Origin of the sequence: Streptomyces sp. NBC_00846, from assembly GCF_045207325.1 — a bacterium.
Classification (GTDB): domain Bacteria; phylum Actinomycetota; class Actinomycetes; order Streptomycetales; family Streptomycetaceae; genus Streptomyces.
Window position 1 is genome coordinate 4,233,956 of sequence record NZ_CP108846.1, and the last position, 26,296, is coordinate 4,260,251.

The 26,296-nt window shown below is 71.6% G+C and carries 26 protein-coding genes and 1 tRNA gene; 8 read left to right on the forward strand and 19 right to left on the reverse strand.

The features are described 5' to 3' along the window. Positions 1-4: 4 nt before the first annotated feature. The 7 genes from OG936_RS19530 to OG936_RS19560 all read right to left on the reverse strand — a co-directional run bounded on the left by OG936_RS19530 (position 5) and on the right by OG936_RS19560 (position 4,122). A complete protein-coding gene (locus OG936_RS19530) occupies positions 5-247 on the reverse strand; it encodes a hypothetical protein (protein ID WP_406496265.1) in 243 nt (80 codons plus the stop codon). Positions 248-268: 21 nt separating this feature from the next. Further along, positions 269-565 (reverse strand): IS3 family transposase, encoded by a 297-nt coding sequence (locus tag OG936_RS19535; protein ID WP_383759265.1) that lies wholly within the window; start codon positions 563-565, stop codon positions 269-271. After that, complete coding sequence (locus OG936_RS19540) at positions 565-858, reverse strand: transposase (RefSeq protein WP_406496268.1); 294 nt, start codon at positions 856-858, stop codon at positions 565-567. The genes OG936_RS19535 and OG936_RS19540 overlap by 1 nt, the downstream gene beginning before the upstream one ends. Positions 859-991: 133 nt before the next feature. Continuing rightward, positions 992-1,681 (reverse strand): hypothetical protein, encoded by a 690-nt coding sequence (locus OG936_RS19545; RefSeq protein ID WP_406496270.1) that lies wholly within the window; start codon positions 1,679-1,681, stop codon positions 992-994. A 61-nt stretch (positions 1,682-1,742) separates the two neighbouring features. Next, positions 1,743-3,590, reverse strand: a complete 1,848-nt coding sequence (locus OG936_RS19550) for a hypothetical protein (RefSeq protein ID WP_406496272.1) — start codon at positions 3,588-3,590, stop codon at positions 1,743-1,745. A 67-nt stretch (positions 3,591-3,657) separates the two neighbouring features. Then, positions 3,658-3,873: a hypothetical protein gene (locus OG936_RS19555; protein WP_406496273.1), complete on the reverse strand. Its 216-nt coding sequence runs from the start codon at positions 3,871-3,873 to the stop codon at positions 3,658-3,660. 30 nt (positions 3,874-3,903) lie between these two features. Continuing rightward, entirely contained in the window at positions 3,904-4,122 is a 219-nt protein-coding gene (locus tag OG936_RS19560; RefSeq protein ID WP_406496274.1) for a hypothetical protein, read from the reverse strand. Between the two features lie 343 nt (positions 4,123-4,465). On the opposite strand from OG936_RS19560, the gene OG936_RS19565 reads away from it, so the two are divergent. Further along, complete coding sequence (locus tag OG936_RS19565) at positions 4,466-4,726, forward strand: hypothetical protein (RefSeq protein WP_383759246.1); 261 nt, start codon at positions 4,466-4,468, stop codon at positions 4,724-4,726. Positions 4,727-5,118: 392 nt separating this feature from the next. Next, complete coding sequence (locus tag OG936_RS19570) at positions 5,119-5,451, forward strand: hypothetical protein (RefSeq protein WP_406496276.1); 333 nt, start codon at positions 5,119-5,121, stop codon at positions 5,449-5,451. Between the two features lie 94 nt (positions 5,452-5,545). Here OG936_RS19570 and OG936_RS19575 read toward each other — a convergent pair whose 3' ends face one another. Together OG936_RS19575 and OG936_RS19580 are read right to left on the reverse strand one after the other, a co-directional pair. Continuing rightward, positions 5,546-5,806 (reverse strand): hypothetical protein, encoded by a 261-nt coding sequence (locus tag OG936_RS19575; protein ID WP_383759246.1) that lies wholly within the window; start codon positions 5,804-5,806, stop codon positions 5,546-5,548. Between the two features lie 343 nt (positions 5,807-6,149). Continuing rightward, positions 6,150-6,219 (reverse strand) — tRNA-Gly (locus tag OG936_RS19580). A gap of 57 nt (positions 6,220-6,276) precedes the next feature. On the opposite strand from OG936_RS19580, the gene OG936_RS19585 reads away from it, so the two are divergent. After that, positions 6,277-7,107, forward strand: coding sequence for a hypothetical protein (locus tag OG936_RS19585; RefSeq protein ID WP_406496278.1), 831 nt, complete (start codon positions 6,277-6,279; stop codon positions 7,105-7,107). Here the strand turns inward: OG936_RS19585 and OG936_RS19590 are convergent. The 4 genes from OG936_RS19590 to OG936_RS19605 form a co-directional block, all read right to left on the reverse strand. Further along, positions 7,088-8,497: an ATP-binding protein gene (locus OG936_RS19590; RefSeq protein WP_406496279.1), complete on the reverse strand. Its 1,410-nt coding sequence runs from the start codon at positions 8,495-8,497 to the stop codon at positions 7,088-7,090. The genes OG936_RS19585 and OG936_RS19590 overlap by 20 nt on opposite strands. Further along, the gene (locus OG936_RS19595) at positions 8,497-9,171 is read right to left on the reverse strand and encodes a response regulator transcription factor (RefSeq protein WP_266747682.1); all 675 of its coding nucleotides are present in this window, start codon (positions 9,169-9,171) and stop codon (positions 8,497-8,499) included. The genes OG936_RS19590 and OG936_RS19595 overlap by 1 nt, the downstream gene beginning before the upstream one ends. A gap of 384 nt (positions 9,172-9,555) precedes the next feature. Continuing rightward, the gene (gene murQ / locus OG936_RS19600; protein ID WP_406496280.1) at positions 9,556-10,521 is read right to left on the reverse strand and encodes an N-acetylmuramic acid 6-phosphate etherase; all 966 of its coding nucleotides are present in this window, start codon (positions 10,519-10,521) and stop codon (positions 9,556-9,558) included. 83 nt (positions 10,522-10,604) lie between these two features. After that, on the reverse strand, positions 10,605-11,522 hold the full coding sequence (locus tag OG936_RS19605) for a MurR/RpiR family transcriptional regulator (protein ID WP_114245853.1): 918 nt from the start codon (positions 11,520-11,522) through the stop codon (positions 10,605-10,607). Positions 11,523-11,643: 121 nt separating this feature from the next. On the opposite strand from OG936_RS19605, the gene OG936_RS19610 reads away from it, so the two are divergent. Together OG936_RS19610 and OG936_RS19615 are read left to right on the forward strand one after the other, a co-directional pair. Beyond that, complete coding sequence (locus OG936_RS19610) at positions 11,644-12,012, forward strand: hypothetical protein (protein WP_266905889.1); 369 nt, start codon at positions 11,644-11,646, stop codon at positions 12,010-12,012. Beyond that, positions 12,009-12,284, forward strand: a complete 276-nt coding sequence (locus OG936_RS19615) for a DUF4031 domain-containing protein (RefSeq protein WP_383759255.1) — start codon at positions 12,009-12,011, stop codon at positions 12,282-12,284. The genes OG936_RS19610 and OG936_RS19615 overlap by 4 nt, the downstream gene beginning before the upstream one ends. Before the next feature lie 113 nt (positions 12,285-12,397). On the opposite strand, the gene OG936_RS19620 is transcribed toward OG936_RS19615, so the two are convergent. The 3 genes from OG936_RS19620 to OG936_RS19630 form a co-directional block, all read right to left on the reverse strand. Further along, complete coding sequence (locus OG936_RS19620; protein ID WP_406496282.1) at positions 12,398-13,633, reverse strand: Cmx/CmrA family chloramphenicol efflux MFS transporter; 1,236 nt, start codon at positions 13,631-13,633, stop codon at positions 12,398-12,400. 79 nt (positions 13,634-13,712) lie between these two features. Further along, positions 13,713-14,384 carry a hypothetical protein gene (locus OG936_RS19625; protein WP_406496284.1) on the reverse strand — a complete coding sequence of 224 codons (672 nt, stop codon included), beginning with the start codon at positions 14,382-14,384 and terminating at the stop codon, positions 13,713-13,715. A 248-nt stretch (positions 14,385-14,632) separates the two neighbouring features. Then, positions 14,633-16,906, reverse strand: a complete 2,274-nt coding sequence (locus OG936_RS19630) for a heavy metal translocating P-type ATPase (RefSeq protein ID WP_406496285.1) — start codon at positions 16,904-16,906, stop codon at positions 14,633-14,635. A gap of 258 nt (positions 16,907-17,164) precedes the next feature. Here OG936_RS19630 and OG936_RS19635 point away from each other — a divergent pair, with 258 nt between their 5' ends. Then, the gene (locus tag OG936_RS19635) at positions 17,165-17,854 is read left to right on the forward strand and encodes a copper homeostasis protein CutC (RefSeq protein ID WP_406496287.1); all 690 of its coding nucleotides are present in this window, start codon (positions 17,165-17,167) and stop codon (positions 17,852-17,854) included. 276 nt (positions 17,855-18,130) lie between these two features. Here OG936_RS19635 and OG936_RS19640 read toward each other — a convergent pair whose 3' ends face one another. Further along, complete coding sequence (locus tag OG936_RS19640; RefSeq protein WP_406496288.1) at positions 18,131-20,224, reverse strand: HelD family protein; 2,094 nt, start codon at positions 20,222-20,224, stop codon at positions 18,131-18,133. A 309-nt stretch (positions 20,225-20,533) separates the two neighbouring features. On the opposite strand from OG936_RS19640, the gene OG936_RS19645 reads away from it, so the two are divergent. Further along, positions 20,534-20,797, forward strand: a complete 264-nt coding sequence (locus OG936_RS19645) for a hypothetical protein (protein WP_406496290.1) — start codon at positions 20,534-20,536, stop codon at positions 20,795-20,797. A 47-nt stretch (positions 20,798-20,844) separates the two neighbouring features. On the opposite strand, the gene OG936_RS19650 is transcribed toward OG936_RS19645, so the two are convergent. Both OG936_RS19650 and OG936_RS19655 read right to left on the reverse strand, forming a co-directional pair. Further along, positions 20,845-22,488 (reverse strand): DNA repair helicase XPB, encoded by a 1,644-nt coding sequence (locus tag OG936_RS19650; protein ID WP_406496292.1) that lies wholly within the window; start codon positions 22,486-22,488, stop codon positions 20,845-20,847. A 187-nt stretch (positions 22,489-22,675) separates the two neighbouring features. Beyond that, positions 22,676-25,135: a helicase-associated domain-containing protein gene (locus tag OG936_RS19655; RefSeq protein WP_406496294.1), complete on the reverse strand. Its 2,460-nt coding sequence runs from the start codon at positions 25,133-25,135 to the stop codon at positions 22,676-22,678. Positions 25,136-25,210: 75 nt separating this feature from the next. On the opposite strand from OG936_RS19655, the gene OG936_RS19660 reads away from it, so the two are divergent. Continuing rightward, positions 25,211-26,287 (forward strand): hypothetical protein, encoded by a 1,077-nt coding sequence (locus tag OG936_RS19660; RefSeq protein ID WP_406496295.1) that lies wholly within the window; start codon positions 25,211-25,213, stop codon positions 26,285-26,287. Positions 26,288-26,296 lie beyond the last annotated feature (9 nt).

Sequence of the window (26,296 nt, forward strand, 5' to 3'; positions counted from 1 at the left end):
ACGCTCACCGATCGCTCAGGGCCCGCAGCCAGCTGATCACGGCGTTCACCGTCCGGTAGTCGAGCTCGGCGATCCGGGCAACGGCCTGGGCGTCGTTCAACCGTACGGGAAGGCAAGCCGCGTCCAGCGCGCAGTGCAGCATCACCTGGTGCGCCTGCGTGGCCGACATATCCTCCTCCACGCGCAGGTAGGGACGCAGGAATGCGGAGATGGGCAGCGGGGGCGTCGGGAAAGCTGGATAGTCCATCGTCATGCTCCGATTGCTCTCTCATTCACCTACGGGCCTCGAAGGTCCGTCGGCACCCCGGAGGCCCGCCCGGCGCATGAGGAGCTGCACCGTTCCGTGGCTGACCGTGATGCCGTGTCCGAGGGCCAGTTCTTCGTGAATGCGCCGGTACCCGTAGGTCCCGTGCGATGCGGTGTGGATCGTGGTGATGACTTCGGTGAGCCAGGAGTGGCGAACGGACCTCGCGGAGGGAGGGCGCGAGCGCCACGTGAAGTACCCGGACTCCGTCACCCCCAGGGCACGCGTGGCGGTCCGCACGGGTAGGCATTCGCCGACCATCACGTGCACCGCAGCGAATCGCCTTTTGGGGAGGCCGCACCGCACAGCAGCTCGGTCGCACGTCGGAGGACGGCGAGCTCGGTCTCCAGCTCGGCGATGCGTTTGCGCGCGGCCTTGAGTTCGGACCCGGCGTCCAGGACGGACCGCCCGTTCCGGAGGTGCGGCAGATATCTGCGCCGCCACTGGTAGACCGTCCGCTCCTTGAGGCCGAGATCGACGGCGACCTTCTTCACGGACTCGCCCACGGCGAGCAGGTCAAGGGCCCGACGACGCAGCTCGGGTGGGTGGCTCATGGATGTCAGCCCTCCGGGAGACGGTGGAGACGAGGTCCGACTCCCGGCTCGGGGAACGGGTCCCCGAGCCGGGAGTCGTCGAGGTTCGGTACGGGGCCGGAGGCACCCGTCCGACCTGACCGGCCGGACGGTCCTAGTCGATGTGCCGCCGCATGGTGACCGTGGGCGTGAAGATGCCCGACGGGCTCACGTTCGCGCTGCGCGGTGCGGCGGCCAGCGCCTGCTGAAGCAGGGTCACGACCTCGGCGGCGAGGGAGTCGGCGCGGGCCTTGACGACGTGGACCGCTTCGCGACTCCGCTCCAGTTCGCCCAGCCGCCTCTCCAGTCGGGCGAGTTCGTTCCTGGTCGAGCGGCTCAGGGTGAACGAGTACGGGGTGGAGACGATGAACTGGTAGGCGCCGGCGAACGTCTGGCAGCCCTCGCAGTGGTCGTTGACCGCGCGGCTGGTGTTCGTGGCGTTGAGCCGCGTGAGGGTGCCGTTCGTGGTGACGATCTGGAAGGACAGGGCGACCGATCGGCACGGGTTGTCGAGCGAGCAGCCCACGGAGCGGGCGACCGCCTTGTTCCGCGCGCCGACGCCGATACGCGTTCCGAGTTCGCGGATCGCGAACTCTTCGTCGTAGTCGAAGCGGTTCCTGGGGGTTGCTTTCGCGTGCGCCTCGTCCATCGCGATGCCGACGTCGCGGGTGACGGTCCTTGCGGACGAGGTTGCTCCGGCCGGGCTCGCGGTAGTGGCGATGCCTGCCGTGCAGGCGATGGCCAGCATTCCCAACTGCGCGGCTTTGCGGCCGACCTGGCTGGTGCGTGGCTTTCGGTGCGTCACTGGGTGCTCCTTTGCGGACGTACGGGGGGAATCAGGGGTTCTCGATGGGGAGAAGCGAGTGTCAGTTCTCCGGGAAGCTCGGTGACTCCGAGGGGGTCTCCGAGGGGGTCTCCGAGGGCGAGGGGGATCCGGACGGCGTGGGGCTCGACGGCCCGGGGGAAGAGCTGACGCCGGCCGAAGGCGATCCCGAGGCGCGGCTGACCCTCGGTGTCGGGCTCGTCCGTATGGGCTTCGGAGTGGTCGGAGCGGGGCTCGCGGACGGGGAACCGCTCGCGCCGGCTGCCTTGCCGGGGACGCTGTCCTCGGGACTGGGCTCCGGAGCGGGCGCCTCGGACGGCGAGTCGGCGGGAACGAACGAGTCGGGCGGGGCCGGGCTCGGCCGTCCTTCGGCAGGTGCCGACGGCGTCGGGCGGGCCGCGGGGACGCCGGGCTGGATGATGGGGGTGATGGGTGGCTGCCGCGGCAGCGCCTCGGGGGTCATGCCGGCGAGCCATGCCGCGCAGAGTGCGCCGGCCCCCGCCACCACGCCGCCCCAGACGGCCATGCGCAGCCAGGTGTTGCCCTCCGTGGCACGGGCGGCGGCCTTCACGAGCCGTCCCACCAGGCGCACGGTGAGGTACGCCGCGCCGGCCAGGGGGCAGACGAGCATGAAGCTTCCGACGACGCCGACGAGTCCTGCGGCGATCTCGCCGTCGACGAAGGCGAACCAGGTCCCGCCCAGCTGCTCCGTCAGGGAGCGCAGGCTGGTGCTGAGCAGGCGCGGGAGGTTCCACAGCATGTAAGCGAGCTCAGCGGCGATCAGCGGCACCATGGTCAGTACCCAGACCGTGACGATGATCCTCGCGGGGCGCTTGAGAGCGGCCACCTCCGCAGGCACCGGACGGCCCGGCCACATGCTCCGGAGGATGGGCTTGATCTTGCCGAAGAGATCGGGGATTCCGGCGAGGTCCCCGAGGATGTAGTAGCCGTCCAACCGGACCGCCGGCAGCAGCTGTTCGAGGATCTCGAAGTGCACCAGGTAGATCGCGGCAAGGAAGAACGGCTGACCGGTGAGGAAGTACGCGCAGGCGAGGCCCAGCACGAACACGATGTTGAAGTAGACCCCGCCCAGGTCGGTCCGGAGCCGGCCGGCCCGCCCGATGCGGTAGACATCGGTGACTTCGGTGTACATCGACGGCCAGATCAGGAAGAGACCGCACCCGATGCATCCGGGACGCGCGCCACCGTATCTGCACGCCGACGCATGGCCGAACTCGTGGAAGACCAGCGATGCCACGATCAGCACGAAGACGGCCAGCATCAGCACCGGCTGCTCGAGCACCTGCAGCACCGGCTGAATGGCGCCGTGAACGGCGAAGAGCCAGAAGTCGATGCACAGGGCTGCCAGCAGCACCAGAACCACCACCGGCGGCCGGTGCAGCCAGGCGAGTGCCTTCGCGATACGGGCGACCTGCTGCTCGCGGAATATCACCCGATGGCCCTTGAGGACCAGGAGGAGATCGTTGGTGGGGCCGCGGACCTGGTCGCCCTCCTGGCCGAAGGGGACGGTGACGCCGAGCGGTTCGAGCTTCTGCTCGATGAGGTACGCGATGTTGTCCGCGCTGACCTCACGTCCGAAGCGCCCGCTGACCCGGTGCGAAATGGTATCGGTGGTCCGTACACCGTCGATGGCTTCAGTCACCAGGTAGAGCAACTGGGACAGCTGGACCACTTGCCCGTCCCCCCGACGGACCAGGTACTTGCGCTCCGTGGAGCCGGATCCCTTGTACTCGCCGAGGAGTTGAAGTCCCGCGCCGAGTCGCGGAACGGGAAACATTATCTCCGTGTACTCATACGACGGAAACGTTTCGTCCGCATCGCAGGCCACTGCCCCCGCGGGACCGGGGTGAACCCTTTGGCTTTCGGTCACCGCCCTGCTCTTCCTCCCGGGGCGGGCCGCGCCCCCAAGAACGCGGCCCGCACGCTTCCGGGCGTTGTTACTGCCTGATGCTGATGGACTGGTTGGCCTCGGATCCCGCGATGGCGTCCGGGGAGCAGACGTTGGTCGCGAGCGACTCGTTGTGGGCGTTGGCGTAGGCGATGTGCTTCGTCACGTTCGTGGTCCTGGCGAAGTTGAACCGGAGCCGGCCCAGGGCCTCGCGACCGGGCAGCAGTTCCGCGGCCGCCTCGGCATTGAGCTGATCGTTGTTCATGGTGAAACCCTTCTGGGAAAGAAGCGCCCGCTACTGGCTGACGTTGATGGACTGGTTGGCCTCGGACGCCGCGATGGCCTCCGGGGAGCAGACGTTGGCCGCGAGCGACTCGTTGTGAGCGTTGACGTAGGCGATGTGCTTCGTCACGTTCGTGGTCCTGGCGAAGTTGAACCGGAGCCGGCCCAGGGCCTCGCGACCGGGCAGCAGTTCCGCGGCCGCCTCGGCGTCCAGTTCTCGAATGCCAAGCATGTGGGGTCCTTTGCATGTAGGGCATGGACGGACCGCGCCCGATCCCGAACGCGTCCAGCCATGCCGGACAATCTGTCTGACGAGATTGGACACTAGGGGTGCCGGACCGCTCCGGACAAACAGCTCGCAACATTGCGCTCGTCACCGGATGCGCGGCGCATCCACGAAAACAGCAGGTAGGAGGGGTTGCGGATGAGGCGGCAGTGGACGCCGGCACCCGTCCGCCCTCACCCGATCGGCTCAGTCCGGCGCATCCCGACCGGTAGCTCCCTGGCCTTCGGTGGCTATTCTCTCGTCGCTCGAGGCGGGTGTACCGCCCGGTTGCTCCGCGAGAGGGGTACACGTGCTTGTCGTTCCAGAAGCCGGTGCGACCGCCGTCGTCCGCGACAGGACAGGAGAGCCGGTCGTGCTGCTCTCCGGCGAACTCCCCACAGCCCTCACCCCCTCCGGCATGAACGAGCTGCTGAACCTGGCCGCCGCCGTGCTCGATGCCGAGGAACTGGCACTCTTCCGCAGCTGCCTCGCGGCACTGCGCTGCGGCGAAAGACTCGAGGAAAGACGCATCGAGGTGAGCGGCGCCATGCTGACCATCTACCGCAACTGACCACGGAACCGACTACGCGGAACACGGGGCGGAATGCTGTTCGAATCGGAGATCACCGCAGACAGACCCCGCTTCGAACGGCAAAGCACGTGAATTCTTCAACGCATAACGCGGTGCACATCCGAAGCCTTTCAGCACATTCGCCCAAGACCGCAACCAGCCAGCAACACACCGCAGTCGAGTAATCCTGGCGAGTGTTTCCCGGCATCATCTCCGCAATTCTTGAAACATCATGAAGAGGAGCTCAGGGCTGGGTTTCGGTGCATCTGGAGCAGAAATCAGCAATGCGCCGACAAGCCCCCACGGCCCGATTGTGGGATGGGATCGACTATGGGCTCCGAGTAATGTCCGGAGGGCCAGCAGGAAATCAATTCGAACCAAGGAGAATCGTAGTGAGAGCATTCGCGCGGGCCGCTGCGACGGCGGCCCTGGCCGTGACCGCAGTCGCCATTCCTCTGACGGGCACGGCCATGGCTGCCCCAGCCCATTCGCCGGTGCAGGTGCACAGCGTCCGCCACTTCGACGACCGGTGCGCCGACTTCGACCACCGGCGACCCGGGCACAACGGCTGGGACCGCCGCGGGAACCGCTGGACCGATGACTGCCGCAACCGCTCGGACCACTGGGGCGCACACCGTTCGCACTGGAACCACGGCTACGAGAGTTACCGCGACTACAGCGGATACGGAAGGGACTACGCGAGGGACTGCTATCGCCGCCGCTGAGCCGGCTTGAGTCGGCTTGCTCCGGGTCTTGCTCCGATTGGAATCGAGCGTGGGCTCCCGGGAGAACTCCCGGGAGCCCACTGCTGTTCCGTGGTCAGTTGCGGTAGATGGTCAGCATGGCGCCGCTCACCTCGATGCGTCTTTCCTCGAGTCTTTCGCCGCAGCGCAGTGCCGCGAGGCAGCTGCGGAAGAGTGCCAGTTCCTCGGCATCGAGCACGGCGGCGGCCAGGTTCAGCAGCTCGTTCATGCCGGAGGGGGTGAGGGCTGTGGGGAGTTCGCCGGAGAGCAGCACGACCGGCTCTCCTGTCCTGTCGCGGACGACGGCGGTCGCACCGGCTTCTGGAACGACAAGCACGTGTACCCCTCTCGCGGAGCAACCGGGCGGTACACCCAACCCGCAGGGGACGAGAGTAGCCCCAATCAAGCCTATTTCTGGGCTGATCTACTATTTCGCCTGGACATATGCATTTCTGGATATGCAATGGGCGCCACCGACCCCAAGTCCACCATCTCCATGGGCACATGAGGTACAGGCGGGTCCTGCGGGCCGTCGGCACTTCATGGGACGCCGGCAGGGGACACCAACCGCACGCGACGGCGGGCGACCGGTCAGGAGCGCTCGCGGGAGACGGCCCCGGTGTCGGCGCCTGAGTCGGATCCGGGGCCTGCGCCGGGGTCGGCGACCTGATCGCTCGTGCGTCGCCGGGGACTTGAACCCCGGACCCGCTGATGGGGAGTCAGCTGCTCAGCCGCTGATCGACAAGCGAGTCGGGTGCCGTGCGCAGTCAGGAAAATTTCAGGGAGGCCCTGCCAGCGTGCCGTTCCATGACAACGGACACGACTGACACGTATGCGCCGGGCACGCGCTCCCGGGCGCGGCAGATGCTGAACAAGGTCCCGGAGGTGACCCTCTACTTCTGGGTGATCAAGGTGCTGTGCACCACCGTGGGCGAGACCGCCGCCGACCTGCTCAACGACAACCTGGGCATGGGGCTGACCAACACCTCGTACCTGATGAGCGCGCTCCTGGTCGTCACCCTGTTCTTCCAGTTCCGGGCGCGTGCGTACGTGCCGGGCCTGTACTGGTTGTCCGTGGTCCTGATCAGCGTCGTCGGCACTTTGATCAGCGACAACCTGACCGACAACCTCGGGGTTCCGCTCCAGACCACGACCGTGGTGTTCGCGGTGGCGCTCGCCGTCACGTTCGTCGCCTGGTACGCGAGCGAGCGGACGCTGTCCATCCACTCGATCCGGACGACGCGCCGCGAGGCGTTCTACTGGCTGGCGATCCTGTTCACGTTCGCGCTGGGCACGTCCGCGGGCGACCTCACGGCGGAGAAGCTGAACCTGGGGTACTGGCTCTCCGCGGTCGTGTTCGCCGCGCTGATCGCGGCCGTGGCGCTCGCGCACCGCACGCTGGACTTCAACGCGGTGTGGTCGTTCTGGATCGCGTACGTCCTGACCAGGCCGCTCGGTGCCTCGCTGGGCGACTACCTGTCGCAGCCCACGGCGGACGGCGGGCTGGGGCTGGGCACGGTCGGTACCAGCATTCTGTTCCTCGTCGTCATCCTCGGCCTGGTCGTCTTCCTGACCCGGACCCGGCGCGATGTGGCGCAAGAGGCCGGTGCCGTCGGAGTCAGCCCGCGGGAAGGGTGACGACGAAACGTGCGCCGGGGGCCGCGGCGTCCAGCGCGATGTCGCCGCCCGCGGCCCTGGCCAGTCGGCGGGCCAGGGCCAGACCGAGTCCCGCGCCGTCGTGTCCGTCCTCGGGGCGGGCACGGCGGCCGGGTTCGAAGAGCGAGGCGACGAAGTCCTCGGGTACTCCGGGGCCGTCGTCGGACACGTACACCGTGACCTCGCCCGCGCTCGCCGCGCAGGTGAGGGTGATCGAGTGGGCGGCGTAGCGGCGGGCGTTGTCCAGGAGCGGCGTCAGGATGCGCTCGGCGACGTCCTGCGAGACGCCGATGGTCATGTCGGGCGCCGGTGTGCCGGGTGGTGATGTGCTGGGCGGTGATGTGCTGTCCGCCGCGACGGTCACCGGCGGGGCCGCGGGAAACAGGGTCGCGTTGCGTTCTGCCAGGCGGTGCGCGATGTCGGCGAAGCGGGAGCGGCCGGGGGTCTGCGCGTTGCGGGTACGGACCTCCGAGAGCAGCGAGTCGCAGATCTGCTGCATGGTCGCGGCGGCGCCCGCGATGGCCTCCAGGGAGGTCTCCCGCTCCTGCTCGGAGCGCGGGCGTCCGGTCAGCCACTCGGTTTCGGCGGCGATGCGGGCGAGCGGGGTGCGCAGTTCGTGGGAGAGCTCGGCGGCCTGCTGCTGCTCGTGGCGCAGGACGGCGGCCAGCCGGTCCAGCAGGGCGTCCAGGCTGGTCGCGAAGGCGGCGAGTTCGGCGGGCCGGTCCTCAGCACCGAACCGTTCGGGGGCGCCCGCGGCGCTCCACCGGTTGGCCTGCTCGCTCATCGACGTCACGGGGCGCAGGGCCCGTCGTACGACGAGGCGGGTCAGCAGATAGATGGTGGCGAGCAGGAGCACGGCCAGTGCGATCGAACCGACCAGGGCGGTGTCCGCCGTGCTGCGGTACGGGTCGAGACTCACGGAGCTGACGACGGTGCCGGCCTGCGTGGGCGGGTGCCCCGGCCGGGCGGGGGTGTCGATGGGAAACGCGTACAGCCGCCACGCCCCGGGGCCCTCGGTGTCGGCGAACGTCTCGCGCCCTCCCGCGAGCCGGGCCGCCCGGGTCTCCAGGCCGGCGGGTGCGCTGGGAGGCTTCTCGACCACCGTGCCGCCCCGGAAGATCCACACCCCTACGTCCAGGGCCCGGTCCTCGGTCGGCTCCCGCACGACGAGCCGGCCGTCCGGGCGCACGTCCACCGTCGCCGCCACGGCCTCGGCGCGGGTGCGCAGGACGTCGTCGGCCTGTCCGTGGAGCCGGTTGTCGAGGGCGATGTTGAAGACGATGGTCAGGACGCCGACCCACAGCGCACTGGCGGCGAGGGCCATCAGGGCGAGTCGGCCGCGAAGAGTGCGGGGGGTGAAGTAGCGGTTCATCAGCCGAAGCGGTAGCCGATGCCGCGGACGGTGCCGATGGTCTGCGGGCTGTCCGCCTCGCGGAGCTTGCGGCGCAGCCGGGTCAGGTACTGGTCCAGGGTGTTGTCGCTGACCTGCGCCCCCTCCGGCCAGCCCGCCCGCAGCAGGGCCCGGCGGCGCACCACGCTGCCGGGGCCGGACATCAGGCACGCCAGCAGACGGAATTCGGTCGGCGTCAGGGCCACGGGCCGGCCGTGGACCGTCAGCTCGTGCTTCATCGGGTTCAGCCGCATCGCGCCCGCGCTGTCGGCGAGGGCGCTCTCGTGGTGCCCGGTGCGGTTGAGGACCGCGCGGACGCGGGCCGCGAGCTCGCTGAGGTGGAACGGCTTCACCAGGTAGTCGTCGCCGCCCGAGGCGAAACCGGAGAGCCGGTCGGTGAGATTGCCGTGGGCGGTCAGGAAGATCACCGGGACGGTGACCCCCGCCCCGCGCATCGCCTGGCACACGTCGCGCCCGTCGGAGTCGGGCAGCCCCACGTCGAGCACGACCGCGTGCACCGACTCGTCGACGGTCTTCAGCGCGGTGGCGCCGTCGACGGCGGTCACGACGTCGAAGTCCTCGTCGCGCAGGCCACGGGCCAGGACATCGCGCAGGCCGTGGTCGTCCTCGACGACGAGAATCCGTGCAGCGGTCACCTGGCCAGTATTACCCGGTCCGCACCGGGGACCCCAGTGCGTTCAGGTTCTGTTCGGGTGGCGTGCGACACCATTGGGGCGTGGCCGGGGCGGAGCAGTATGTGCGGACGGACCGGCGCCGCCCGGTCGCGGAGAGCCGAACGAGGACGGGACGTACAAGCGCTCCGACCCGGTGCCGTTCGGGAAGCCGCTCACGCTGCCGGAGCCGTTCGGTACGACGCTCCTCACGGCGGAGTTCCCGGTCTGAGCAGGCATGGAAGTGGGCGGTACCCGATGGCCGGGTGCCGCCCACTTCGGGGTCGGACCCCGGCCGGTTCCCTCGCCGGGAGGTCCGGGCTGCAGGCCCGTGCTGAAGTGCGGGGGGTACGGGGTGGAGCCGGAGGGTCAGGTGGTGCGGGGGGCGGTGGCGAGGGCGGCGCGTAGGTGGCCGCCGGACGCGGTCAGCAGGGTGGCGGCGGTGGGGCCGTCGACCTGGCCGAGGATGGTGAGGATGGCGTTCTTCACCTCGCCGTCGGTCGCGGCGAGGGCGGCCTCGATCTCCTCGTCGGACGCCTCGGTGGCGAGCGCGACGATCCGGCGGGAGCGGGCGCGCAGCTTCTCGTTGGAGGCGCGGACGTCGACCATCAGGTTCCCGTACGTCTTGCCGAGCCGGATCATCGTGATCGTCGAGAGCATGTTGAGGACGAGCTTCTGGGCCGTGCCCGCCTTGAGCCGGGTGGAGCCGGTGAGCAGCTCCGGGCCGACGACGACCTCGATGCCGTGCTCGGCCGCGGCGCCCAGGGCGGAGTTCGCGTTGCAGGACAGCCCGATCGTCAGCGCGCCCTTGGCACGGGCGTGTTCGACGGCCCCGATCGCGTAAGGCGTTCGGCCGGAGGCGGAGATGCCGACCACGGTGTCGTCCGCGGTGAGGCCCAGCGCGTCGAGGTCGGCGGCGGCCAGCTCCTTGCTGTCCTCGGCGCCCTCGACGGCCTTGACCATCGCGGACGGGCCGCCCGCGATCAGGCCGACGACCTCGGCGGGATCGGTGTTGAAGGTGGGCGGGCACTCGCTGGCGTCCAGCACGCCGAGCCGGCCCGCGGTGCCCGCACCCGCGTAGATCAGCCGGCCGCCGCGGGCCATGCGCTCCGCGGTGCCGTCGATCGCGGCGGCGATCTCGGGCAGCCGGGCACCGACCGCGGCCGGGACGGACCGGTCCTCGCCGTTCATGATCCGGGCTATCTCAAGGGTGTCCAGGCGGTCGATCTCGGCGAGGTCGGGCCGGAAAGCCTCGGTGGTGAGCGTTTCGAGCTGGGCGCGCAGTTCCCCGTATCCGTCGGGGGTGGTGGTGTCGGCGTCGGGGGTGGAGGTCATGGAGAGCGGCTCTGCTTTCTCGGTCGCGTACACGTACGGCTCTGCGGGTGCGGGGGTTGTGGCTTTCGGTGTTCGGGGCGGGATCAGCGGGGGCGTGGGGTGTGGCGGTGGGCCAGCGCCTCGTAGGAGGCGGCGAGCGCCGGGGCGGCCGTTTCGTACGTGCGCTGCGCCACGCCTATGAACAGACAGTCGACGACGAGCAGTTGGCTCGTACGGCTCGACATGGCGGCGGGCCGCAGCTCGCTCTCCCGGGCGGTGGACGTGGTCAGCACGTGGTCGGCGTACTGCGTCACGGGACCGTCGGGGCGGCCGGTGATCGCGATCGTCGTCGCACCGCGGTCGAAGGCGACCCGCAGCGGCTCGATGACGTCGACGGTGGAGCCGGAGTGCGTGATCGCGATGGCGACATCGCCGGAGCGGAGCTGCACGGCGTTGGTCACCGCGAGGTGCGGGTCCGTGTGGGAGTGCGCGATCAGGCCGATCCGGGCCAGCTTCTGCGCCAGGTCCTGGCCGACGAGGGAGGAGGCGCCCACGCCGTAGATGTCGATGCGCCGGGCGGTGGCGGCGGCGGCCACCGCTGCACCGAGCTGGACGGTGTCGAGCCCGGCGGCCGTGTCGGCGAGGGTCTGCTGCTCGTCGTAGGCCAGCTTGGCGACCACATCGGCGATCGGGTCGTCGACCGCTATGTCCGCGGTGACGGACGGAGCCCGGCCTGACTGCTGGTGCGCGGCGAGCCCGGCGAGGGCGAGGCGCAGATCGCGGTAGCCGGGATAGCCGAGGAGGCGGGCCGTGCGGACCACGGTCGCCTCGCTCGTGCCGGTGAGCTCGGCGAGACCGGTGACCGTGAGGGCGGCGCAGCCCGCGGGGTCACCGGCGACGGCCTCGGCGACGCGCTGCATGGAGCGGGTCATGGACGGCGCGAGCGTGCGCACCTTGGCCGCGAGAGCCGCCGGGGCGGGCGGGGAATCAGCGCTGAAACTTTCCTTCAGATCATTGGTCACATTTGAAAGATATTTTCAACCCCGTTGTCCGTCAACCCCCTTTTGGTCCCTCCCTCTGACAGCGCGGAAAGGGCGGGGGCGGGCGCGAGAGGCGGGTTCGTGGGCGGGTGACAATGGGCCCATGGAGATGAATCCCCTGGAACAGGCGTTGCACACGGCCCGCGCGCTGGTCATGGCCGATCTCGCCGCCGGTGACGTCGCCGAGGCCGGGATCGTCTCACTGGTCGAGGACGCGGTGACCCACCGGCGCTGGTGGGTCGAACAATGGCCCGACGGTGTCTCGTTCGTCGTCGGTCTCGTCGCGCAGGACGTGCAGGACGCGTTGCTCGAACGGTACGGGCGCTGGCCGCTCTGCCCGGTCTGCGACGCGGGCGACCCGCACGCCCTGGACGTCGAACCGGAACTGGGCCCGGACCCGCACTGGGTCTGCACCAAGGCCGCCGTGGCCGTCGCGCCGGTCGGTGCGCTGAGCGGGATACTGCGGCGGTGACGGTCTACATCGACCCGCCGGACTGGCCGGGGCACGGGCGGTTCTGGTCGCATCTGGTCAGCGATGTGTCCTTCGACGAGCTGCACGCCTTCGCGGCTTCCGTCGGCTGCCCGCCCCGCGCGTTCGAGCGGGACCACTACGACGTACCGGAATCGCGGTACGAGGACGCGGTACGGGCCGGGGCGCGGCAGATCGGCTCGAAGGAACTCGTCCGACGGATCACAGAGGCGGGGCTGCGGCGGCCCAAGGGGCGTCCGGCCCCCGGGAGCTGACGGCCGGGGCCGGGCGGTCACGGACGGGGCCGCGCGGTGTCAGCCGGCGGAGGTGCCCGTGTTCGCGCACGCCTCCGTCGGAGGAGTCCCCTCCGTCAGAGGCGCCTCCTCTGTCAGGCACACCCCTCCCGCACGGACGACTCCTCCTGCACGGACGCCCCCGACGACACCGTGGCGGGCGACCCCGTCACCCGTCGCGACCTGTCCCTGCCCTGCAGCCGCAGTGAGAACACCACGGCCACCAACGCCAGCACCGTCATCGCCGCTCCCGCCCACGCGGTCGCCGCGAAACCGAAGTCCGCGTCGATCACCGTGCCGCCCAGCCAGGGGCCGCCCGTGTTGCCCAGGTTGAACGCGGCCGTCGTCGTCGCGCCGGCCAGCGTCGGGGCGGCGCCCGCGACATTGAACATCCGGGCGTTCAGTGCCGGGGCCGTGTAGAACGACGACAGGCCCAGCAGGAACGAGAGCCCGACCACCGCGACCTGGTTCGACGCGAACAGCGCCAGCGCGACCAGGAAGACCGTCGAGGCCGCGATACCGCTCATCAGCACCCCGAAGAGATGCGCGTCCGCGACCCGGCCGCCGATCGTCGTACCGACCAGCGCACCGATCCCGAACAGCGCGAGCACCGTCGGCACCCAGCCCGAGTCCAGACCGGCAACATCCGTCAGCAGCGGGGCCAGATAGCTGAACGCACAGAAGACACCGCCCGCGGCGAGTGCCGTGATCACGATCGACAGCCACACCTGCCGGTCCCGGTAGATGCTCATCTCCTGCTTGAGCCGCGGCTTCTGCTCCGGCAGCGGAATGCGCGGAATCAGCGTCGTCACCCCGACCAGTGCCACGGCGGACGCCGCGCCCACGGCCCAGAACGCCGACCGCCAGCCGAGGTTCTCACCGAGGAACGCACCCAGCGGCACGCCCAGCACATTGGCGATCGACAGACCGCCGATCATCACGGCCATCGCACGGGCCCGCGCGTTCACCGGCACCATCGCGATGGCGACCGCCGCCCCCACCGCCCAGAACCCGGCGCAGGCGAAGGCGCTCACGACACGGGAAGCGAAGAGCACCTCGTACGTCGGGGCCAGCGCACCCGCGACCTGACCGAGGCCGAAGACGGAGATCAGGGCGATCAGTGTGGTGCGGCGCGGCAGCCGGAGCGTGGCCACGGCGAGCAGCGGGGCGCCGATCACCATGCCGATCGCGAAGGCGGATATGAGAAGTCCGGCACGGGGGATCGACACGTTCATGTCGTCGGCGATGGGCGGCAACAGTCCGGAGAGCATGAACTCGCTCGTACCGAGAGCGAAGACGGAGAGACCCAGGATGGAGACGGCAAGGGGCATGCGAGGGCGGCGAGCGGCAGAATCGGGCACGACAGCTGCCAACAGCGATCACGGCCCTCGCATTCCCCGCTGCCACAGGTCAGCGGCTCAGCAGCTCCCACTCGGTCAACAGGTTCTGCCGCGCCCGCGGCTCCCACCGCTCGGCCCCGTGCGGCGTACGGAACAGCCGGGGCAGCCCGAGCAACTGACGCAGCACCGTCGCCCGCCCCTCCCGGAACGCGTCGTCGGGCACGAAGCCGTACTCCTCGCGCACCTGCGCCGTGTACGCCGCGTACTCCCTCGGGGACGCCGCCAGGATCGCCAGATCCGCGTCGCACAGCACCTCGCCGTTGGTGTCGCCCTCCGCCGGGTCGTGGGTGATGGTGAGCCGGACGAGCCGGGCGACCTCGGCCGTGACACCGTCCGGCACTCCGGCCTCCGGCAGGGCACGCTCGGCGAGGGCGGCACTGCGTTCCTCGTTCTCGGACCGGTCGGGCCGGTAGACCGCATCGTGGAACCAGGCGGCGAGACGTACGGCATCCGCGTCGGCCGCGTACCCGGCGAGCGTGTCGATGTGATCGAGCACCGCGGTCAGGTGCGCGGTGGTGTGGTACCGCCGCTGCGGCTCGGACCAGCGGACCAGGAGGTTGTCGGCGTAGGGCGCCGGATCGGGACCGGACGTCCCGCCCCGGGCGCCGACGAGCGCCTCCAGCCAGCGGTCACGGAGAGCGGCGGCCCCCGGGGCACTGCTTTCGCGCGAGCTGTCGGTCATGGGACGACCCTAGTGCCCCGCACGGCACCGGCCCGGGAATTCTCCCGGCATCCGGGGCTCCGCGACATGCCTGCGGTCGGCCGCGCAGGCCGCCTGGCGCCCGTGCGACAGCGGACGGACTCGATGACCGTCCGACGACCGGGGCCCGCCCGGTCGTCGGTGTCGCGCGCGAAACCGCACGCGCGGGTGCGGCACGGGCGGTGCCGGGAACCCGGGTGCGGTTCGTGCGGGCGGGCCGGGAACCGGTCCTACGCCGCCTTGAACTTCCGCAGCCGCAGCGAGTTGCCGACGACGAAGACCGACGAGAACGCCATCGCCGCGCCCGCGATCATCGGGTTCAGCAGTCCGGCCGCTGCGAGCGGGAGGGCGGCCACGTTGTAGGCGAAGGCCCAGAACAGGTTCGTACGGATGGTTCCGAGGGTCCTGCGCGACAACCGGATGGCGTCCGCCGCGGCCCGCAGATCGCCGCGGACCAGCGTCAGGTCACCGGCCTCGATCGCGGCGTCCGTGCCCGTGCCCATCGCCAGGCCCAGGTCGGCCTGGGCGAGGGCGGCCGCGTCGTTGACCCCGTCACCGACCATGGCGACCGAACGGCCCTCGGCCTGGAGGCCCTTGACGACGTCGACCTTGTCCTCCGGCATGACCTCCGCGTACACCTTCTCGATCCCGACCTCGGCCGCGACCGCCTCGGCCACCGCCCGGTTGTCGCCGGTCAGCAGGATCGGGGTCAGGCCGAGGGCCCGCAGCCGCTCGATGGCCTCCGCGCTGGTGTCCTTCACCGCGTCGGCGACGGCGAGGACCGCCCGCGCCTCGCCGTCCCAGGCGACCGCGATGGCCGTCCGTCCGGCGGCCTCCGCCGCGGCCTTGTGCCGGGCCAGCTCCACCGGCAGGTGGATCTCCCACTCGGCGAGCAGCTGCTCACGGCCGACGAGGACGGCGTGGCCTTCGACGATTCCCTGGACGCCGAGGCCCGTGACGTTGGTGAAGTCCTCGGGGGTGGGCAGGGCGGCGCCGGTGCGTTCGGCGGCTCCGGCGGCGACAGCGCGGGCGATGGGGTGTTCGGAGGAGTGTTCCAGGGCGCCCGCGAGGCGCAGTACGTCGTTCTCGTCGGTGCCGTCCGCGGTGTGTACGTCCAGCAGGGTCATCCGGCCGGTGGTGACCGTGCCGGTCTTGTCGAGGACGATCGTGTCGACGCGGCGGGTGGTCTCCAGGACCTCGGGGCCCTTGATCAGGATGCCGAGCTGGGCGCCGCGTCCCGTGCCGACCATGAGGGCGGTCGGGGTGGCGAGGCCCAGGGCGCAGGGGCAGGCGATGATCAGCACGGCGACGGCTGCGGTGAACGCGGCGCTCAGGCCCGCGCCGTTGCCGAGCCAGAAGCCGAGCGTGCCGAGCGCGAGGGCGATGACGACGGGGACGAAGACGGCGGAGATCCGGTCGGCGAGGCGCTGGGCCGCCGCCTTGCCGTTCTGCGCGTCCTCGACGAGCTTCGCCATCCGGGCCAGTTGGGTGTCGGCGCCGATCCGGGTCGCCTCGACTACGAGCCGGCCGCCCGCGTTGAGCGTGGCCCCGGTGACGGAGTCACCGACGCCGACCTCCACGGGGACGGACTCGCCGGTGAGCATGGAGGCGTCCACGGCCGACGCGCCCTCCACGACGGTGCCGTCGGTGGCGATCTTCTCGCCGGGGCGGACCAGGAACCGGTCCCCGACCTGGAGCTCGGCGGTCGGCACGATCACCTCACGGCCGTCGCGCAGCACGGTCACCTCCTTGGCCCCGAGCTCCAGGAGCGCCTTGAGGGCGGCGCCCGCCTTCCGCTTGGAACGGGCCTCGAAGAAGCGCCCGGCGAGGATGAAGGCGGTGACTGCGGCAGCCGTCTCCAGATAGATGTTCCCCGCGCCGTCGCTCCGCCCGATGGTCAGCTCGAAGGGGTGAGTCATGCCGGTCATCCCGGCGGTGCCGAAGAACAGCGCCCACAGCGACCACAGGAACGCGGCCGAGGTGCCGACCGAGATCAGCGTGTCCATCGTCGCCGCGCCGTGCCTGGCGTTGGTCCAGGCGGCGCGGTGGAAGGGCCACGCGGCGTACGTGACGACGGGGGCCGTCAGGGTCAGCGAGAGCCACTGCCAGTAGTCGAACTGGAGCGCCGGGACCATCGACATCGCGATCACCGGCACGGCGAGCACCACGGCGGTGAACAGCCGCTGCCGCAGGGGCCGCAGCTCGTCGGCCTCCGCGGCCTCGGGGCCTTCGCCCTCGACGGTTGCCGGAGGCGCGGGCTCGTGCGCGGTGTAGCCGGTCTTCTCGACGGTGGTGATCAGGTCCTGTACGGAGACGTCCTCGCCCCGGTAGCTGACCTTGACCTTCTCGGTGGCGTAATTGACGGTGGCCTCGACGCCGTCCATCCGGTTGAGCTTCTTCTCGATACGGGCCGCGCAGGAGGCGCAGGTCATGCCGCCGATCGCGAGCTCGACCTCTGCGGTGGTGCCGGTACCGGTGCCGGTTATGGCGGTTTGCGCGGACACGGTGTCCTCCCTGGCGCTGAGTTATACCCCTGGGGGGTATGGCTTCCGGAGTCAGGTATACCCCCCACCCCTATAAAATGCAAGGGTGGATATCGGGTCGGGATCCGGAGTGCGTGCGTCCGCCCGGCGCCCGTTCACCGGAAGTGCGCCTGGCCTCACGTATCTTCACGTCACATGGAGGCTGCGCCGCCGGCCTGCCGCCCCGTAGGCTGGTCATTGGACTAGACCTATTGCCGTTTCCTGGAGGATTGGGATCCCATGAGCAACCGTGGACTCCTGGAGGTGATCGCTCTCGACGCGGAGGACGCGGTCGCTGCCCAGGCGGGTGGTGCGGACCGGCTTGAGCTGGTCACCGACATGGCGGCGGACGGCCTGACCCCGTCCCGCGCGACCTTCGCGGAGATCCGGGCGGCGGTGGACATTCCACTGCGCGTGATGCTCAGGCTGGAGGACGGCTTCGCCGCGGGCGACATCGACGAACTCGTCGCCAGGGCGCGCGAGCTGCGGGCGGAGGGCGCCGAGGAGTTCGTCATGGGCTTCCTGGACGCCGAGGGCCACCCGGACCTGGTCGCCGTCGAACGGCTCGTCGCCGAGCTGGACGGCTGCCGCTGGACCTTCCACCGCGCGATCGACCGGGCCGCGGACCGGGACGCCCTGCGCAGGCAGCTGGCGGACATGCCGGGCCTGGACACGTACCTCACCGCGGGTTCGCCCAAGGGTGTCGACGAGGGCATCCCGACGCTGCTCGTCGAAGCGGCCCGCACGGGCGAGCCCGGCTACGAGCCCCGGATCCTGGTGGGTGGCGGCCTCCGCCTGGACCACCTGCCGGAGCTGCTGGACGCGGGCATCGACGCGGTACACATCGGCGGCGCGGCCCGCCCGCACGGCTGGTCGGGACCGGTGGACGCGGCAGCGGTACGGGAGTGGCGCACGGTGCTCGACGCGTAGCGGGGAGGGGCGGGGAGGGGCGGGTCGCCTGCGGCGGGGCTGTTCCCCTGCCCGCTCCTCCCCGTAACCGGGGTCTCTGCCCCCGGACCCCCGCGCCTCAAACGCCGGCGAGGCTGGGTTTTGCGCCCGCGCCTCGGACGCCGGAGGGGCTGGGTTTTGCGCCCGCGCCTCGGACGCCGGAGGGGCTGGGTTTTGCGCCCGCGCCTCGGACGCCGGAGGGGCCTGGTTTGCGCCTGCGCTTCGGACGCCGGCGGGGCTGCGTTTTGCGCCCGCGCCTCAAGCGCCGGAGGGGCTGGGTTTCGCCAGCTCGCCCGGCAGCTCCGCCGCGTGGACCACCGTCAGCCCCGACACCGCACGCGTCAGCGCCACGTACAGCCGCCGCAGCCCCGTGCGCTCGTCGGGCTCGCCGTCCACCACCGCGGCCGGCTCGTCCAGCACCACGTAGTCGTACTCCAAGCCCTTCGCCAGCGACGCCGGGACCAGAGTCAGGCGGGACTCGGCGGTCGTCTCCTCACCGGGGGAGAGATACGCGTGCCCCGCCGCGGCCAGCGCGTCCGCCAGCGCCGGAATCCGCGCGTCCGCCGCGATCAGGCCGATCGACCCCTCGTGCCGCAGCGACTCCTCGCACGCCGCCAGCACCGCCGCGTCCAGCTCCGCCGGACCGGCCACCTCCCGTACCTCCAGCGAACCCGGCGACTCACGCACCGACTCCACCGCCGCGAGGCCCGGCGAGATCACCGGCAGCAGCCGGGACGCGTACGCGATCACCTCGCGCGGCACACGGAAACCCGCCGTCAGCTCCTCCACCAGCGCGTCCGGCTTGCCCAGATGGTGCAGCGCCTGCGTCCAGCTCTCCGTCGACCACGGCGTCGTGCCCTGCGCGAGGTCGCCGAGGACCGTCGCCGAACCGGTCGTGCAGCGGCGGCCCACCGCCCGGTACTGCATGGGGGACAGGTCCTGCGCCTCGTCGAGCACGACATGGCCGAGCGAAGGCGTACGCGCCACCAGATCGCTCGCCTCGTCGATCAGCACCGCGTCCGCCGCCGACCACTTCGCGGACTTCACGCTGCGGGCCGGCCTGGTCCACAGGATCGTCTTCTGCTCGTCCTCGGTGAGCAGCCCCGCCGCGTGCGCGGCCAGGAACTCCGCATCCGACAACAGCCGAAGCACCAGCTTGGCCGGTTCGACGGCCGGCCAGATCGCCTTCACGGCCGCCTTCACGGCGGGGGTGCGGGCCACCGCGTTCTGCACCCGGTCGTCGGGCGCCTCGCCCGCCTCCTCCATCCGCACCAGGACGGAGTGCGCGATCCGCTGCGGAAGCGCCTCGTGGGCGGCCCCGTACCGCATGTCCCGGGCCAGGAGTTCGGTGACGATCTCCTCCAGCTCGTACGCCGGCACCCGCCACCGCCGCGAGCCGCGCACCACCATCACCGGCTCCGTCGGCAGCGTCACATGCGAACGGATCGCCCGCCGCAACACCTCAGCCATCCTGGCGTCGCCCTTGACGACGGCGGCGGCCGCAGAGTCCGTGCCGCGCACCTCGATGCCCGCCGTCACCAGATCGTCGACGGTCGCCTGCTTCACCTCCAGCTCGCCGAGGGCCGGGAGCACCTGCTCGATGTAGTGGAGGAAGGACCGGTTCGGGCCGATGACCAGCGTGCCCGTACGGGCGAGCCGCTCCCGGTGCGCGTACAGCAGATACGCGACCCGGTGCAGGCCGACGGCCGTCTTGCCGGTGCCGGGCCCGCCCTGCACGCAGACCGTCCCGCCGAGGCCGCTGCGGACGATCTCGTCCTGCTCGGGCTGGATCGTCGCGACGATGTCACGCATCGGACCCACGCGCGGCCGCTCGATCTCCGCCTGGAGGAGCTTGCTGGTCTGCGCGGCCTCGGCGGGGTCGGTGAGGTGCTCGTCCTCGTACGCGGTCAGCTCACCGCCGGTGTAGCCGAAGCGGCGGCGCCGGCCGACGTCCTGCGGGTCCTTCCTGGAGGCCCGGTAGAACGGCTGCGATACGGGCGCACGCCAGTCGACGACCATCGGATCGCCGTCGGCGTCGTGGACGTGGCGGCGCCCGATGTAGAACTCCTCTCCCTCGGCACCCTCGGCCTGCTCGGCACCGACCGTGTGCAGATAGTCGAGGCGCCCGAAGAAGAGCGGGGTGTGGGCGAAATCGGCGAGGGACTTGATCCGCTCGTCGATCTGGGCCTGCAGAACGGCCGCGTTGACCCAGTTCGCGGTGACGTCGCGGATGTCGAGGGCCTGGGCGTCCTCGCGCATGGCGCGCAACGCGGAGCGGGACGCGGCGAGGTGGGCGCGCTCAAGGGCCAGGGGATCGGTGGTGGTGTCGCTTTCGTGTACGTGTGCGGGCACGGTGTTGCCTCCGGCTTTTCAACGCAGGACGGCGGACCGCACCTCGCCCCGGGGCACTGCTCGGGGCGATGCGGTCCGCTCGGGGATCGATCACGGGGTACGCACACAGGTGGTGCGTACGGCTGTCGGCCGGTTTCCGTCCGGTCGGCGGCGCTCCCCCGGCTGCCGGCGATGGCCGGTACCACGGTGCGGGAGGCGGGCAGACCGGCGATTGTATCGACCGTGCTCATCCGGGTCGAACGGATTTGAGGCCGCTTCGGCGCCGGTCCGCCGCCGGGTCCACCCCGTAGGGGACGGCATAGCCTCGGCATGTTCGCCATCGGCTTCGCGGTGATGGCGGCCGACAGCTGCGGCCCGGACAACTGCTCCTCGGACATCACGGTTCCGCTGAGCCTCATGGCCTACGGGCTGTACGCGGCCCCGTTCATCACGCCCCTCGCCCTGATCACCGCCTGGGCGCTGCCGTGGCGTCCCCGCTGGACCACCGCCCGCCGGTGGGCAGCGGCGATCGCCGTGCTGCCCGGCCTGACGGCGGTGGGCGGCCTGGTCCTGCTCCTGACGCTCGGCGGCTGACCCCGTCAAGACGCAGCCGGTCCGCGTACGCGGACCGGCCACCGGCCTCAGTTGCCGGTCAGCAGCTCGTCCGCGTCCACGATCCGGTACGCGTACCCCTGCTCGGCCAGGAACCGCTGGCGGTGCGCCGCGAAGTCCTGGTCGATCGTGTCGCGGGCGACCACCGAGTAGAACCGCGCCTCGTGCCCGTCCGCCTTCGGCCGCAGCACCCGGCCGAGCCGCTGCGCCTCCTCCTGGCGCGAACCGAACGTCCCCGACACCTGGATGGCGACGGTCGCCTCCGGCAGGTCGATGGAGAAGTTCGCGACCTTCGACACCACGAGGACGCTGAGCTCGCCCTCCCGGAACGCGTCGAAGAGCTTCTCGCGCTGGGCGTTGCTCGTCTCGCCCTTGATCACCGGGGCGTTCAGATGTTCACCCAGCTCGTCGAGCTGGTCGATGTACTGCCCGATGACGAGGGTCTGCTCACCCCGGTGCTTGCGCACCAGCGCCTCCGTCACCTTCCGCTTCGTCGCGGTCGTCGCGCAGAACCGGTACTTCTCCTCGGTCTCCGCGGTCGCGTACGCGAGCCGCTCCGAGTCCGTCAGATTGACCCGCACCTCGACACAGTCGGCGGGCGCGATGTAGCCCTGCGCCTCGATCTCCTTCCACGGCGCGTCGAACCGCTTGGGCCCGATCAGCGAGAAGACGTCCGACTCGCGGCCGTCCTCACGCACCAGCGTCGCGGTGAGGCCGAGGCGCCGCCGGGCCTGCAGGTCGGCGGTGAACTTGAAGACGGGCGCGGGCAGCAGATGCACCTCGTCGTAGATCACCAGACCCCAGTCACGGGAGTCGAACAGCTCCAGGTGCGGGTAGACGCCCTTACGGCGGGTCGTCAGCACCTGGTAGGTCGCGATGGTGACCGGCCGGATCTCCTTGCGCGTACCGCTGTACTCGCCGATCTCGTCCTCGGTCAGCGAGGTCCGCTTCACCAGCTCGTGCTTCCACTGCCGGGCCGAGACGGTGTTCGTCACCAGGATCAGCGTCGTCGCCCTGGCCTGAGCCATCGCACCCGCCCCGACCAGCGTCTTCCCCGCACCACAGGGCAGTACGACGACACCCGAGCCGCCGTGCCAGAACCCCTCGACGGCCTGCTTCTGGTATGGCCGCAGCGCCCAGCCGTCCTCGGCCAGGTCGATCGGGTGCGCCTCGCCGTCGACGTATCCCGCGAGGTCCTCGGCGGGCCAGCCCAGCTTCAGCAGCGTCTGCTTGATCTGTCCGCGCTCGGACGGGTGCACGGCCACGGTGTCCGGGTCGATCCGCGCCCCGACCAGCGGCTGGACCTTCTTCGAGCGGAGGATCTCCTCCAGCACGGGCCGGTCGGTGGAGGTGAGCACGAGACCGTGCACCGGATCCTTGGACAGGGTGAGGCGGCCGTACCGGGCCATCGTCTCGGCGATGTCGACGAGCAGCGCGTGCGGTACGGGATAGCGCGAGTACTGCACGAGCGCGTCGACGACCTGCTCGGCGTCGTGCCCGGCGGCTCGCGCGTTCCACAGCCCGAGCGGGGTCAGCCGGTAGGTGTGGATGTGCTCGGGTGCGCGCTCCAGCTCGGCGAAGGGCGCGATCGCACGACGGCAGGCATCGGCCTGGTCGTGGTCGACTTCCAGGAGCAGTGTCTTGTCGCTCTGGACGATGAGGGGTCCGGTCACGCGCGTCGGCCCTTTCTGCTGCGGGGACGGCCGGGAACGGCCAAACGTCCAGTGTGCCGCATGTGGGGACCACGGTGGAGTGTGCTGATCGGCACAGGGACGTACGAGCTACGAGTTCCGGACCTCGGGTTCCGGGCTCCGGACCTCGGGTTCCGGGCCCAGGGTCTCGGGTTTCGGGCTCCGGACCTCAGTGTGCGGCGTCGTCGGCCAGTTCGGCGACACCGGTGATCCGGTGCAGGGGATAGGTGCGGACCTCGTCCGCCGTGTGGTCGTACGCCGTGACGAAGCCGCCCTCGACCCGGACCGGGGCGATGACCCGCTGACTGGCCGCCCCGTCCGCGTTGACGTAGCCGATCCAGAGCGCCGACCCGGTCATCGCGGCGGCCTGGACGGTGGCGAGGGTCTCGGCCGGGGTCGTACGGGGCAGGGCGCCGGCCGGTGCGTCGGGGGCGTCGGCCGGGTCCTTGCGGACCACCGTGGCGGCCGTGTCCCCGGCGCGGATCGCCCGTACCGCCGCGCCGAGCAGCGTGGCGTCCGGGACCGGCGGGCCCTCCGGCACCGGGGCGGGGGCGGTGCGCGGCGGGGTGCGGTGGGCGCCCGCGCGGGTGATCAGGACGTCGCCCTCGGCGGACTCGGCCGCCGGGGCGTAGCCCATCTCGCGCAGCCCGTCGAGCAGGGACGCCGGGTCGACCTGGGCGGCCAGGGCCGTCGGCGCGAGGCGGCGCAGGCGCAGGGTGGCCGAGCGCCGGTCGGCGAGGATCTCGTTCAGCACCGCCTCGTCGTCGCAGCGTACGTACGAGGAGGCGGCGCCGATCCGCAGATGGCCGTGGCGGCGGGCGACGTCGTCGATGAGGTAGCTGAGCGGCTGCGGCACCGGCGTACGGCTGTGGGTGGCCAGGAACGCGTGCAGATCGGCCGCGGACTGTCCGGCGTCCAGGGCACGGCGCACGGACCCGGGGGTGAAGCGGTAGACCGTCGCGCCGCCCTTCGACTCGATGTCCGCGAGGGCGGAGAGCAGGTCCGCCAGGGGGCGTTCCAGCGGGCCCGGGGCGACGGCCGTCAGGTCGGCCTGGAGCAGGACGTGGTCCAGCGGCTCCGGGATGAGGGGCGCGAGCAGCGCGGTGGCCTCGGCCGGCCCGGCGTCGAGCAGGGCGCGGGTGTGCGAGGCGAGCGCGCCGCGTCCGGTGATGCCGAGGAGCTCGGACTCGTTCAGCGTCCACAGGGCGATCCGGGACCGCAGGTCGGTGGTGTCCCCGGCAGTGGCGGAGGCGCCGCGCAGGGGGCGCTCCCAGCGGAGGCGGGCGAGGACGGTCTCCGGGTCGGGGGCGGTGCCCGGTTCCAGGGCGGCGAGGAGGGCGAGGACCCGGTGGCGCACCTCGGGGGCGGCGGAGCGGTCGAGGCCGGGGCCCAGGGCGGACAGGGCCCGGCCCTTGGCGTCCTGGCCGCCGACCAGTCCGGGGGTGCGGGTGGCGGCGAGCCAGGCGGTCGCGAGGCGCGCCCAGCGGTCCTGGGCGGGGAGTTCGGTCCAGTCGTCGTACGTGGGCGTCGGCGCGTACCGCTCGTCGGCCTCCCCGTCGGAGGCCAGCAGCCCGGCCGCGTAGGCGAGTTCGACCCAGAACGCCGCGAGCGGCTCGGAGACATCGAGGGCGGTGGCGGTCTTCTTCAGGTCGCGGACGCTGAGCCCGCCGGCGCGCAGTATCGGGGGGCCGCCGCCGTTCCAGTTCTTCAGCAGCTCCTCGACGGTGGTCACCGCCAGGAACGCCTGACCGGCCGCGGCGCTGTCCACAGCCTGGGGATCACGGACGGCGACCGCTTCCACGGCGGGCGGCCGGGGCTCCGGTACGCGGTGGGCGCGCCCGGCCCGCAGATGCAGGGCGGCCTCGCGCGGCAGCACCACGGTGCGGGTCGACACGGGCAGCAGCAGCCCGTGGTCGCGCAGCCACTTCACCGGCGGGGTGGGGTTCGGGGTCACTTCCCCGTACGGCGGTCCCCACACCAGCCGGTCCAGTACGGACAGGGCCTCGGCGGGGGCGGTGTCCAGCAGTTCGCCCATCCTGGCCCGGTCGGTGAAGAGCGCGGACAGGGCCGTCACGGCGGACACCGGGTCATGGGTGGCGGGCAGTCCGGCGGCCACCAGGATCTCCTGGAGCCGGCCGGGCGACATACCGGCGGTCGCCTCCGCGACGGTCGGGCCGAGACCGGTGGGGGAGGCGTGCTGCGGGGACGGCGCGAGAAGTTCGCGTGCGGTACGCACCAGCCGCAGCCGGTCGTCCTCGCCCCAGACGAGGGCCTGTTCGCGCACGGTGGCCAGGGCGGCGGGCAGCGCGTCCTCGATCGCCGCGTCCACGTCGTCGCGGTGCTCGCCGTCGTCCCGGCCGTCGCCGGTGAGGAGGCCGAGCAGCGTCTCGTACGAGGCGGGGTCGGGGGCCACGGCGAGCGCCTCGGCGGTCTGCAGGGAGAACCGGTCGAGGTGTTCCAGCGCGCGTACGACGGAGGCGCGCGTGCCGGCTCTCGTCGCGAGCTGAGTGATGTCGTTGGGTACGGGGGTGAGGAGATCGGGGCGGGCACGCAGCAGCCCTGCCAACGACTCGTCGTCCCGGGCGCGGAGAGCTTCGGCGAGCGTCCGCGGTGGTGTGGTCATCCCCATCCGTCCCACGGTAGTCGCTCCGGACAGGGGCGAGGGCGCTACCGTCGGTGCAGGGCGGCAGAGGGGAACCATCGCGTGGGGATCGAGAGCGACCAGCTCGTCTACGACTACCTGAGCCGGGTCGGGGACCTGGCGCAGCAGCAACAGCTGTCCTCGGCCGGCCGGATGAGGCTCGTTTCGGCGCTCCGGGGCGAGATCGACCGGCAGCGCGGAAAGCAGTCCGCGGACAGCCCGGCGGCCGTTCGCCGCATCATCGGGAGGCTCGGCACCCCCGACGAACTGGTCGCCGCCGCGGCCGCGTCGGCGGACGGGACGGTCCAGTTGCCCCTGCGGCCGGAACCCGCCGCGGGGGAGGGGCGCGGCATCCCCCGGCCGCGCAAGGGGATGCTCCGGAAAGACAGTTCCGGCCAGGGCGCGTCGCGGGCGGAGATGGCGGACGGGGAATCGGAGGGCTCGGCGGACTCCGGGGTTCCGGACGTGGCCGCCGGGCGGGTCCCGTCGCCGCCGCACATGGCCGGAACGGACGAGCTGGGGCCGTCCGGCAGCGAGCCCGACTGGTGGCGGATCGAGCCCCAGCCGTTCGGTGACGGGGTGGACGTGCCGGGGTTCGTCGGCGGTGTCGAGATCCCGGACATGATGCGGCCGCCGACATCCCGGGACGCGGTTCCGGGCCCCCGTACCGGGGCGGAGGACGCCGCGGACGACGACGGCACGCCCGCCGAGGAGACCGGCACCGACGAGGCCGCACCGCGTCGCCGACGGCTCCCGCGCCTGCGCCGCCGCGCCCCCCGCGAGTCGGCGCCGACGGCCCGGGGCTTCTCCCACCCCTTCCTGCTGCTCGCCGCCGCGCTGCTGGTCACGGGTGCTGTGACGGGTTCCTGGCTCGCCCTGGCGGGCGGCTGGCTGCTCGCGTACGGCTCACGCACGCTGTCGCGCGCGGAGGCGAAGTGGGCCGCGATGGGCCTGCCGGGCGTGGTCGTGGCGGGCGCCCTGGTCTGGCTCTGGGGCCGGACGGACGGCCGCTGGGGCGAACCGATCCCGCAGGACGGGATGGCGGACGCGCTGAGCGGGGTGTGGCCGGTGGTGGTCCGGACGGCCGCGGTGGCGTCGGCGGCGTTCCTGGTGTGGCGGGCGCGGAAGCGGGCGGGGTAGGCCGGGGGG